We start from the raw sequence: 12,135 nt of genomic DNA on the forward strand, positions 1-12,135 counted from the left end.
CCCACATTGAAAATAAATATGGTGAATTTGCTATCCAGGATACTGTAACGAGTATATAAAAAATCACAAAACCAAAGCAATTCTTTCCATTGCTCTCCCCCATTTTTATTAAAAGATTTTAATTAATTTACACTATAATACTTAGTTATTTTATGTATATAGAAATTCTATGTATATGAAAATATTAATATGATCACTGGAAATAAGCAACAGTTTATCGAACTAATCCGTTCCATCAAGTATTATGTTAAAAATTTTCTAAAAATGTTTAAATTTTTGAATCGAAACTATTGCTTAATAGAGTCTAATAATTGAAAGGGGGAGTTTCCATTATTACGAATCAAGTTTCGCTTATTGAACAAGCGAAAAATGGCGATGAGGAAGCCTTTTATCTTCTTATTAATCAAAAAAAGACAGAACTCTACCGAATGGCTTATGTGTATGTACAAAATGAAAATGATGCCGTTGAAATTTACCAGCAAACAATCATTCGTGCATTTGAAGGGTTACCAAGGCTTAATGAACCAGAATATTTTTCTACATGGATTACACGCATATTAATTAATTGTTGTAAAACATACATATCTAAACGGAAAAATTTTGATCTTGTTGAACCAGCGGACATTGAAAATTTAAGAACAATATCCCATACCAATATTGAAGAACATCTCGATTTGTGGAAAGCACTCTATCAGCTTAATGAAAATTATAAAACCGTACTGTTATTGCGATTTTATCAGGACTATTCCGTCAGTCAAATTGCTGCCATTTTACAATGTCCTGAAGGTACTGTGAAAACGCATATTCGGAGAGGTTTGCAAACTTTACGACAACAGTTAAAGGGGGCGTATATCGATGAATGGGTTCAATCCGTTGAAAGAAATGATTGATGCAATTCCAGTCCCAGAAAGGCGATTATCCGAAGTATTACGAATTGAAGGTATGACAAAAGTCTTTAAACAGAAGGAACATAATGTTACAGCTTTAAAAAATATCCATTGCACCATTTATGAAGGAGAAATGGTTGCCATTATGGGAACGAGTGGATCAGGAAAAAGCACACTTCTAAATATGATTAGTGCAATTGATGAGCCAACAGAAGGTGCGCTTTTTTTATTTGGTAAGCAAGCGAATAAAGTGTATAAGGAACCGAATGCTTCTAATTTCAGGAAGGAAAATATCGGCTTTATTTTTCAATCCTTTCATTTGTTAAAGGATTTGTCTGTTGAAGACAATATTGCTTTGCCACTCATATTAAATGACGTGCCGAGTAAGGAAATTAAAATTCGCGTACAAAAGGTAATGGAGAAGTTACAAATTTCAGCTTGGCATAAACACCTTCCTCATGAATTATCTGGTGGACAAAAACAACGTGTTGCCATTGCCCGTGCCATTATTACGAATCCTCCGATTTTACTGGCGGATGAACCAACAGGTGCATTAGATGTCAATACAACCGATGATATTTTACAACTTCTCGTACAGTTACAAAAAGACATGAATCAAACCATTTTACTTGTTACACATGATCCTTATGTTGCAACTTTCGCAAACAGAGTTCTTTTTTTCCATGATGGTACCATTGTTGATTCCTATCAAAATATTAAAGCTTTTGAAGACCTAGACAATATTTTAGCAAAGTTCAAATCGTGCACCCGAGGTGAACGCTAATGTTTACAATGCGCAGTATTGCTATGAAACTTTTTCGTGCAGCTTGGGCGCATGTTGCCACAAGTATTAGCATTATCTCTATTTCTATTTGTTTAATCATGACGATGAGCCTTTATATATGGAATGCAAATGTACAAATGAAAGAGGAAATTCACGCCATGTTTGGAGATGCCGATTTAACAGTTGGTTACAATCCCGAACAAGGAAAAACACTTTCTATAGACCTACTTAACAAAATAAAATCAATTGAAGGAGTCGACACGATTTCCCCCATTTCTTTGACACATACAACAGTAGATAATATGGAATTCATTTATACGCTTGGTGTTGAGAATGATGAACTGGTAAAAAGCCGTTATCATTTTTCCACGGATTTAAAGTCGAATAATATTATCCTATCTGAGGGATTGGCGAGGGTTTTAAAGAAAAAACTCGGGGATCATGTTCTCGTTCAAAATCAAGCTTTTATCATAAAAGAAATATTACCAACCATGAAAGCTACCGAAACAACGAATTTCGCTCTTTTGCCAAATTCAATCGTGAAACAGTGGATGCCGTATGCAAACAATGAATCAAAGGGTTTATTCGCTTTAATTACAGCAGATCATCCATCAGCTATTGGTATGAAACTTAAACAACTGGATAAATCTTTAAGGGTTGATATTACAAACGACGGTGACTTTGTAAAACAAAACTTGCAGTCTTTAATGATTTTTATCATTGTTTTATCGGTCTTTATTTTAATCATTACAGGCATGTTATTACTCTCCACATTCCAATTGCTTTTCTATAAATTAAAGGAACAATTGATGGTTTTGAGATCTTTGGGTGGTTCTTCTAGGCAAATTGGGCGTATCATAAACACTCAGCTATCTGCTATTATCCTATTTGGTGTCATAGTTGGGATTACCTGCGGTGTGCTGATCATTAAAGTTTGGTTACCACAACTGGTAACATTATTATCATTACCTATGGCAAAAACTGACTTCCCAGTAGTTCTTGTGTTTGCTATCGCGATTGCCAGTTTTTGTTTTCTCCAACTCTTTACAAAATGGCAGGTTAGAAAAGCAACACAGCTGCTCCCATTACAAATTGAGAGTGACAACGAAAATGTTCTGTTGAAATGGACTGTTTGGAAAAAGATTGTTGCAAGTGTGATGACCCTCATTGGTCTTTTATGTTTGTTTACAGGACAAATGGTTGAAAATGCGGATGGTAAAGGGCCTTTACTCATCATCATTGGTTCACTGCTTTTATGTGGAGTGGTCCTTCTTATCATTCCGTTTATTTTTAAAGCGTTAATAAATATCGCTTTACAGCCAGTACGGTCTATATTCGGAAAAGAGGTTTATATGGCCTGCCAGCAATTGTTGCCGCAAATCAAACGGAATTCAACAGTTGTTCTCAGTTTAATCGGCTTGATGGTCATCTTAATATTTGGCAGTTCTTTATTAAAAACCATTCAATTTAACGAGCAAAGCTATATTAATGAAAGATATAAAACATCTATCATTTTAAAAAATCAAATAAGGGATCCGTCTATTGCACCTTCTATTTTAGAAGAAATAGAAAATCTGCCTTCCATATCTTATGCATATGCAAAAAGTGATATTAATGGGTTAAGTTTTAAACATAAAGGCAACCTCATTAACAGTGATTATGCAACAATCGATGTTGCAAAATTTATCAAGCTCAATCTAATCAAACCGGTTAACGGTGATTTAACAAAGGGTGTTATTATTACCAAACAATTTGCTGATAAATATCATCTTTCAGTGGGAGATTCACTACCAATTGAGTTCTTTGTTTTATCTTCACCAGAGCCAGCAACTGGCAAACAACATGTATTAGCCATTATCCCAGAACCGCTGAATTTTGCCGATGTGTATATTGATTGGTCATCAGCGATTGCGGAACAGGCACCTCCGATGATTGACGAAATCATGGTCGAAACGTCAGATACAAAACAGGCAGTAGCACAATTACAAGATATCTTACAACAGTACCCTACTTTCCAATTAAGCGATAAAGAAACGATGATTGAGCAAGCAAATGATATGTTTTATCAGCGCTGGAGTCTATTTGTGGGGGTATTTATCGTATTAATTGCAGCAACAAGCATTGGAGTTATTCAAACTTTACTTCATACCATTTATGTGAAGCGTAATGACTACGCGATCCAACGGCTCATTGGACTTTCACCGAATGGTTTGATGAAACTCATCCTTACACAAGTATTGTCCTTTGTACTGTATGGTTTAACGACAGGTACAATCTTAGGACTGCTGTTAACACGTTTGTTAGCCATCATCGATCCAAGTGGAGGAATTATGTTTGATTTTTCTACACTTACAATCGTCAGCCTTTCCTTACTCATCTCAACACTTCTAGTTTTTACAGTACAAGGCTACTGGATAAGCCGAAGTAAACTGGCGATTGAGATGAAAAATATATAGAGAATAATATGAATGAGTATGTCACCTAAAATCGTTTATTAGGTAATGTTTGTTGATTGAACTTGGGAAGGAATTTGGAGTAAGGTTCATAGAGTCTTTGATGTCCGACTGAAATTTATCATTGTTTATGTCAAAAATCATAAATGTATCAATGTTTGTGTCAAGATTGAATGACACAAACATTGATACTTAATAAATACAAATCTAGAATTTACCGCCATTTTCGATGTTACAACGTTTGTGTCACTACACAATTATTTTTATGTGCTAGTCTTTTCTTTATTTTTGTCCTTCCCTCCTTTATTTTTAGTCGGGACCAAAATTTGGTATTTTATTTCATCATATCGTTATATTTATCCATTATCCATCCTTGCATTCAATATTGGTTATTCGTTGTCTATTTCAATGAATAATATAACTTTATTCCTATATTTGTCTCCCTTTGTCCAAGAGAAAAATTAAAATTGGTTATTCTATCCCTCTTAGTACTTGTTTTTCCAATAGAAAAAAGTTCATATCCAACATCTTTTAGAAAAAATCAAAAAATCTATTTTCGTTTGTGGTTTATCCTTTTCTTGTTAAGAAATGAATTTAATTNNTTGTGCTCGTAAACTTGTTTTAAACCTTTCAGAATTCGATATGATTACTCCTCCAATTATAAAAAAACCCTCGTAAATGTAAGATTGACATTTACGGGGCATATCAAACCGGTGCTAGCATTCCTTTTGGTCAATCCTTCTCTTTTTTTAAATTAACCTGCCGTTAGTCGTGTGAATAAAATGGATCACCTCAGCAACCTCACTGTTTAATTTTAGCTCTCAATGGTATTATAGGTTTTCTAGAAAGCTTAACCGTTATAAACACTTTCACATGTTCCAGACTTTGGTTTATAAAAACAATGCTCTTTAAATTGACCCGAATGAGGTTGACCGTACCATGTGGGAGGACATGGAGCATGTGGATTAAAATACCATAATGCATATTTCGCTGGGTGATCTCTCCAATATTCCAAGTTTTGTTTTGCTAACCTTTTTTCAAATGTTCTTGCTCTTTGATAAAAAACATTTCCCTTTTGAACAGCTTAAAATGAATAATTTCCACCTTGCACTTGAAATATTACATCATGTATTGTGTTAACATCTTTAAAGTCCAAACAAGCTGCTACAGCACGGTTCACTATAACATTTCCAACATATAGCATTCCTTGTTTTCCTTCACCTTCAGCTTCCGCTCTCATCATCCTTGCCATTTCATCTACCTCGTAACTTCGATTATTTACTCTTGGCATTTTATCACCCCAAAATAAGATATGAAAAAAAACCACATCCATGTTATAGCTGGTTTAGTTAACCAAGAAAAAGCAATTTCCACCTGATACTTGATAACACCATGTCATAGACTGTTCGAATTTCCATGCAATTACACACTTTGTATATACTTAGAGCATTCAAAAACAAACAAAAAACAGAAGTAACTTCAATTGAAGCCTCCTGTTTTTAATTATAAAGCGTGAACATTTACTTAAGAATCGGGAAGATACCGAAATACTCTTCTAAGGTTAGCCCACGAGCTTGCATATCTTTTGCAATTCCCGTTCCAACATAGCGGATATGCCAAGGCTCATATTTATAGCCAGTCACATGTTCTTTTCCTTTAGGGAACCTTATAATGTATCCGTAATTTGCACTGTTCTTTTCAAGCCATTTCGCTTCTTTTGTTGCAGCAAAACATGAAGTTACTGCACACTTGCCGTCGGTGCCACTAACATCAATGGCCAACCCAGTTTGGTGCTCACTTGTTCCCGGAATAGCACTATATGTTATTGCTTTTTGATAACCATCCCTTTTTACATAGTTATTAAATACTACTGTTTGTGTGGCATAAGAACGATACCCCGAAACACCACTCAAATTAATGCCATCCTTTTTGGCAGCAGTGAACATCTTTTCAAGCTGTAGAGCAGCTTCCCTTCTTAACTTCCGTTTTTCCACCTTTTCTTTAAAAAGAAAAGTAGTATTAGGGTAAATTAAATCCTTTGGTACATAGTTCTTAGGTAAGTAAATTTTTTTGTTCACTATAACACCTATGGATGACGGGTAATTTGTAACATTTACCACTTTTCCATCGGGTCTTTTTTCTTTACGTAAATAGGTGGTCGTAGAAATGTTTAATGGGTATTGGTATGACATTTGATTAGACTGTTGTTTCGCTTTTTGAGTAGAATTTGGGTAATTGTCAAGTGTTCTAATTGATTGTTTCTTATTTAATTCGTTTGGTGTAGTTGTTTCAAAATTGTCTCTTTTACAACCGACAGTAACACCACAAAAAATTAAGATGAACCATGTGACTAAAAATTTTTTCATAAGAATTTTGCTCCTTAAAGATAACATTCATGTAAAATTTTAAGACCTAATGAAGTAATTTTCAAAAATATTTGAAATTACCTTGAAGCCTTAAATGATAAGAATATTTGTTTATTCTATCCGTTTGTTTCGACTTAATTCTTGGTAATTAATTATTAATTTTTTCTTACTTATCATCTTTTCTATCTTTCAATAGATCCTAAGGTAAAAAACAAAAAAATCAGGGTGCAGAAGCTTCCCTGCTTGAAACTTTTTCATACAAGAAGTGTAAATTCAAAAACTACACAAATTAAATACATTAGCCATTACAAATGAATTGGTTGATTGAAACAACGTTTTATATATCTATTAACTAAGTTGAACATACCATTGCGAAGGACACTAGCATACCTCGCCTTGTTATCTAGAGCCATGGATATAGTTAATCTATCTGCTCTGGTTAAAACTTGATTCCTTTTGCTGATGAATGTTTCAGTAACATAAAAAAGCCCCCTAAAGGGCTTTTTTGTATTTTTAATTAGTAGCAGACCGTTGCTCCTGCGATAATCAGCAAGATAAACAAAACAACGATTAAAACGAAACCGCAGCCGTATCCCCAAGCGCCATAACCATGTCCAAACAATTCATTTTCTCCCTTTAGACTCATTCATTATAAAAATATGGTAGAAGTTATGGAGGTAAAGACCCTTTAACTAAAATTTAATGAGGAAAAGTATGCGGACAAACTAATTCAGGATGTGTATTGTCCATTTTCCTTAATTTAAAACAAGGCTTTTCCAATAGGAACTAACAACCAACTTATCCAATAAGATGATACTAGCTTTGCTAGTTCGGTTTTTGCGGGATGCTGCAACAAAGGAGCGAATATAAAATGGGAACCATTAGCGGAAAAGAGTTTATTGATCGTTTAAATAAGTTAGAAAACGAAATTTGGTTTGATGGTGAAAAAATTAAGGGAAAAATTTCTGAGCATCCTGCTTTTAAAGGAATTCTTAATGAAAAAGCTTCCCTTTATGATGTACAAAATGACCCCCTTCTAAAAGAGGAGATGACTTTCTTTTTACCTGATAAAGAAGAACCTATTGGGATATCCTATCTGCAGCCAAAAACAAAAGAAGATTTAATGAGAAGAAGAAAGATGATGGAATACTGGGCAAAAAACACACATGGAATGATGGGAAGAAGTCCTGATTATATGAATACTGTACTGATGAGCTTTGCCTCCTCAGCCTCCATTTTAAAGGGGAGGGACAATTGTTTCCCTAAAAATATTGAATCCTTGTACGAAAGGGCTATGGAAAACGACCTCTCGTTTACACATACATTTATTACTCCTCAAGTAAATCGTTCCCAAGTCTATTTGGGATTTACCAATGATCCCATTTCTGCGAAGGTAATTGAACGAAATGAAAAAGGACTGGTGATAAAAGGTGCCCGCTTGCTTGCCACTCAAGGTGGTTTGACAGATGAAGTTTTAGTTTTTTCTGCTCCAAGAGTGTTTTTGGATCCTAGTGATGCATTCGCATTTTCTATTCCATCTAATACGGAAGGATTAAAATTTTTCTGCAGGGAATCTTTTGTCGGGGGAAAATCTTCCTTTAATTATCCCTTAAGTTCAAGATATGAAGAAATGGATTCCATTGTTGTTTTTGACAATGTATTGGTATCATGGGATCGTGTATTTTATTACGACAACGTAGAGGCAGCAACCGATTTTCTGGCTGAAAGCTCCTTTTACCAATTCGCTTATCATCAAGTGGTAATCAGACAAATTGTGAAAACCGAATTTTTTCTTGGAGTGGCTGAACTACTTGTTGATACAATAAATGTTGGGGAATATCAACATATTCATAAAAAACTTTCCGAAATCATCATTGGTCTTGAAACCATGAAAGCACTCTTAGAAAAGGCAGAAAATGATGCTGAATTAGATCAATGGGGATTTATGCGTCCAAGTATGATACCATTACAAGTTGCCAGTAACATTTTTCCAAGGATTTATCCCCGTTTTAGCGAGATTATACAGATCATTGGTGCAAGCGGAATGATATCTTTACCAACAGAAAATACCTTTGATTCTGAAATTAGACAAGAGCTTGACCAATATCTTCAAGCAGCTGGTATGAACTCTTTGGACCGTGTGAAACAATTTCGTTTGGCATGGGATCTTACAATGAGTTCCTTCGGTACAAGGCAAACCCAGTATGAAAGATTTTTTTTTGGAGACCCTGTTCGATTATCAAGTAACCTATACAGAAACTATATAAAGGAGCAACATGTTGAAGATATTATCAAATTTTTAAAATTAAAAAATTAAGGGTATCTGAACAAATTGTTATTTTTATGCAGTAGCCTTCTGTCATAAATCAAAACTTTCACCATTCCCAACAAAAAACAGGCGATTCTACTCTTGTAGAACCCCTGTTTCATAGAAGTTGTTTTTTTTATTTGGACTCTTTTATCCGCAAATTTAAATAATATTAATAGTATGGATAAAATGAATAAGGGTAAGGGTAGCCGCCAATGCCTGGACCCCCGAAACCAAGACCTGGATAATAACCAAGTCCAGAGCCCGGTCCGCCAAAACCAAGACCTGGAGCAAAACCAACTCCAGAACCAGGGGCACCTATACCTGGACCTCCAAAACCATGCCCTGGACCAATCCTCTCATATGTTGGACTAAAAGCATTATAATTAAGCATGACGTTCATCCTCCTCAATTAATTTACATTAAGCATATGCATATTTGGGATAAATTCCTGGGCATTCGTTCTGAATCTTAAAATATTATATGACAAATGCGGATAGGGTAATTATTTAAGCTAACCTGAGGCTACCGGGCATACATCCAATCCAAGCTTTAATCTGAGCATAAATTGGTTATATGTCTAATTTCAATAAGGAGTGAACCTCGAATTATGGTTTATTTGCGACAAATGTCACCCTATGCCCAAAATCCCTTGGGTCTTCAACATTGTTTGTATCATTTCACGTATATGCGGCTTATAAATGGAGATAATTTCTGGTTTTATTTGACGACTGTCGGGGAATCTAGAGTTTATGGCTATAGGTTTTTTGGAGGAAGATGGAATAATTATTCGGTTGCTTTGAGGGATATTGTTTCCGCCCATTGTTCTCCCCCGACTCCAACTCTATATTAAACACTGCTCCTGACATTCGGAATTGTACCATTCAGTTTTACTCTAGATTGATCTGGGCGTTCACATTTACGATTCGAGCTTTATTTTTGACCTTTTTTGTTGTAAGCATCTGGATTTTCGTTTTATACATTTGGATTGTATTGGTTAACTTTAAGCCAAAAGACATCTTTTTCACTACCATTTGTTTTGCCCTTGTAATTTATGGCTTCCAATTATTCATAACTCAAGAAAATCCAGCAAGTAAGTAAAACTGGATTTTCTTGAGTCGTATTTTGGGTCAAATAAAACATTTAATAACAACTTCTTCTTAAAATAGTTGAGTAGAAGAAGGGAGTTTTTCTACCTTATGGTAAATTGAACGTCGCCCCCCTATCAGAACCGTGCTTGCATTATTATGGCACACGGCCCCTCCTAGCTATCATTTACATAATATAGCTAATATCTTTTTTTAAATGAATATATATTCACTTTAATTTTTGGTGATGTTAGTGGATATTTATTTAGAAATAATATGATTATATCCCAAATGAAGGATATTCTTTAACTTCTTCTATTGAGACATTAAAACAGTAAGTATCCGATTTTGTCTCTAAAGTTGTTTACACTTGGAGTATTATCTGTGATGCAGTAATAGTTGTAGTAACTTAATAGTGAACGTTTAAATCTATCAAATATCATATGAATATCTATGTATCTCTTCTTCTTCAGCCATTCTTTCGATTCTTTTAGTTTCCCTTGGATTTTCTTCCTGCTTACGTTTCACTGGATACTCTCCTTGTTTTCTTTCCCCACATTGGTCCGCAAACCGCCCAATTTTTAAATTAAACTTCCATAATTTAGCCTTTAAAGAATGGAAGTGAACAGTCTAGGAATTCATTTCATAGGTAGTGTTTAGTATTTTTGTAATGCCTTTATGTACATTCTTATCCTCATGTTCCGGTATTCCCAACGGTCTTTTCTTTTTCTTTTCTGAGTTGAGCTTTTGGATATACATTCGTCTTCCTAGAACAGGCGATAGCTTTAACCTTTAAGTCTATTATCAAATCCGTTATGTTTTCTTCTAAGCTATCGCTGAATTGTTCTTTAGTTGTTCCATTAACACCCGTTGTCATTCTATATGGCTGTTCATAAAGACAATGTGTTAATGATCGCTCATTAAATAAATGGGCAAGTGATGTAAATTTCATTTTAGGCTGAGACTTTGCTAATTCTGCTATCTTATTAGTTTTGTTTCCATTATTATTCCTACCTTTTTGTGTAGTTAATGGGTACCAAGGAAGGGTGATAACTGGTTGCTAGCCTTCCATCCATCCGTATTACCCAACTTCATTGGTACTACGCTGCTATTCGACTCCCTACACTGCATTCGGTTTCCTTTCTTGTTTTCACTTGTACACCATACTCTTCTAGAAAAAAAGAAAAGACCGGGAGGGTCTCCTGAGTTCCCGTATCATATCAATGTATAAAGTGCCGAGGTCTCTGACCCCAGAGAGGTTTTATCCTTCTTGCCTTTTGCGAAGGATAAAATGTTGATTTCTAGAGTCAGGTAAGGCATCAGCCCTCTCGGTTTACTAACGTTTTTGGAGCTCAATCTCTTCAAGCATTTGTCTTTCGGCCCGCTATCAAACTGCCTACGCTTAAAGACTAAAGTTACCTTTAGCCCTCCAAGACTCGCAACGAGAACGGGATAGCCGCAGCCATCCCATCATTACCATAAGCTTCAGTTAATTTAAGTTGAAAATAAAGGATAAAGGATGATTAAATGAATTTTGATAGATGGATTATATTAGGGATATTAGTATTAAGTATTATATCTCTAAAGCTGCTAGTACCGAAAGAAAAGGTAAGAGATGCTTGGGTTATCTTTTTATTTCTACAAGTCATTACATGGCCAGCCGGTTTAATTGCAGTAGAAATGGATTGGATTGAATACCCAATTCAATTGTATCCAAAGGCAAATGTATATAATAGGACGAGTTTTTCATTTGAGTTCTTCTTATTCCCTGTAGTCACAATTATTTTTAGTTTGTTTTTTCCCAGAAATAAAAAATTATTAGAATTAATGATGTATTATTTATTCTTTGCTGGATTTTTTACCGTAATGGAGATTTTATTAGAAGCTAATACAAGACTGGTTAAATATCATGAGTGGAAGTGGTATTGGACCCTAGGAACAGTAATAATATCCCTCTATTTAAACCATAAATTTTATAGGTGGTTTCGTAAAAGACTAATTAGGGTGGAGTTAAAATGAACAGAGAAGTCCTAATATTAATAAGTTCATGGATTTTATCACTGTACTTATTGCTTAAATATACTCCAACTGATAGTAAAAGGTTAGCTTGGATCACCTTCATATTTGTTCAAGCAATAGCATGGTTGGTTGAATATATACAAATGATGTTTGGATTGATTGAGTTTCCATATAGAGAATTTAATAAAGCGACAAACATGAGCTTTTCATTGCATTATATAGTGTATCCT

10 protein-coding genes and 1 pseudogene are annotated in these 12,135 nt (G+C 34.7%); 6 read left to right on the forward strand and 5 right to left on the reverse strand.

Going from position 1 to position 12,135, the window contains the following annotated elements; genetic code table 11:
• Positions 1-311 precede the first annotated feature (311 nt).
• The 3 genes from V7083_RS18320 to V7083_RS18330 are packed head-to-tail and all read left to right on the forward strand — an operon-like array spanning position 312 to position 4,127.
• Positions 312-890, forward strand: coding sequence for a sigma-70 family RNA polymerase sigma factor (locus tag V7083_RS18320; RefSeq protein WP_335480592.1), 579 nt, complete (start codon positions 312-314; stop codon positions 888-890).
• Positions 883-1,671: an ABC transporter ATP-binding protein gene (locus V7083_RS18325; protein WP_438823744.1), complete on the forward strand. Its 789-nt coding sequence runs from the start codon at positions 883-885 to the stop codon at positions 1,669-1,671. Before V7083_RS18320 ends, V7083_RS18325 begins: the two co-directional genes overlap by 8 nt.
• Entirely contained in the window at positions 1,671-4,127 is a 2,457-nt protein-coding gene (locus V7083_RS18330; protein WP_335480596.1) for an FtsX-like permease family protein, read from the forward strand. The genes V7083_RS18325 and V7083_RS18330 overlap by 1 nt, the downstream gene beginning before the upstream one ends.
• Before the next feature lie 847 nt (positions 4,128-4,974).
• Here the strand turns inward: V7083_RS18330 and V7083_RS18335 are convergent.
• The 3 genes and pseudogenes from V7083_RS18335 to V7083_RS18345 form a co-directional block, all read right to left on the reverse strand.
• A pseudogene (locus V7083_RS18335) lies at positions 4,975-5,415 on the reverse strand (cell wall hydrolase).
• Between the two features lie 229 nt (positions 5,416-5,644).
• Positions 5,645-6,490, reverse strand: coding sequence for a M15 family metallopeptidase (locus V7083_RS18340; RefSeq protein WP_335480598.1), 846 nt, complete (start codon positions 6,488-6,490; stop codon positions 5,645-5,647).
• 517 nt (positions 6,491-7,007) lie between these two features.
• The gene (locus tag V7083_RS18345; RefSeq protein ID WP_335480600.1) at positions 7,008-7,136 is read right to left on the reverse strand and encodes a YjcZ family sporulation protein; all 129 of its coding nucleotides are present in this window, start codon (positions 7,134-7,136) and stop codon (positions 7,008-7,010) included.
• Positions 7,137-7,361: 225 nt separating this feature from the next.
• On the opposite strand from V7083_RS18345, the gene hpaB reads away from it, so the two are divergent.
• Positions 7,362-8,807 carry a 4-hydroxyphenylacetate 3-monooxygenase, oxygenase component gene (hpaB, locus tag V7083_RS18350; RefSeq protein WP_335480602.1) on the forward strand — a complete coding sequence of 482 codons (1,446 nt, stop codon included), beginning with the start codon at positions 7,362-7,364 and terminating at the stop codon, positions 8,805-8,807.
• A gap of 163 nt (positions 8,808-8,970) precedes the next feature.
• On the opposite strand, the gene V7083_RS18355 is transcribed toward hpaB, so the two are convergent.
• Both V7083_RS18355 and V7083_RS18360 read right to left on the reverse strand, forming a co-directional pair.
• Entirely contained in the window at positions 8,971-9,192 is a 222-nt protein-coding gene (locus tag V7083_RS18355; protein WP_335480604.1) for a hypothetical protein, read from the reverse strand.
• A gap of 1,388 nt (positions 9,193-10,580) precedes the next feature.
• Positions 10,581-10,838 carry a hypothetical protein gene (locus V7083_RS18360; RefSeq protein WP_335480606.1) on the reverse strand — a complete coding sequence of 86 codons (258 nt, stop codon included), beginning with the start codon at positions 10,836-10,838 and terminating at the stop codon, positions 10,581-10,583.
• A 575-nt stretch (positions 10,839-11,413) separates the two neighbouring features.
• On the opposite strand from V7083_RS18360, the gene V7083_RS18365 reads away from it, so the two are divergent.
• Positions 11,414-11,905 carry a CBO0543 family protein gene (locus V7083_RS18365; protein ID WP_335480608.1) on the forward strand — a complete coding sequence of 164 codons (492 nt, stop codon included), beginning with the start codon at positions 11,414-11,416 and terminating at the stop codon, positions 11,903-11,905.
• On the forward strand, positions 11,902-12,135 hold a 234-nt coding region (locus V7083_RS18370; RefSeq protein ID WP_335480610.1), incomplete at its 3' end, for a CBO0543 family protein. The genes V7083_RS18365 and V7083_RS18370, both read left to right, overlap by 4 nt.

Origin of the sequence: Bacillus sp. JJ1764, assembly GCF_036962145.1 — a bacterium.
GTDB lineage: Bacteria > Bacillota > Bacilli > Bacillales > Cytobacillaceae > Neobacillus.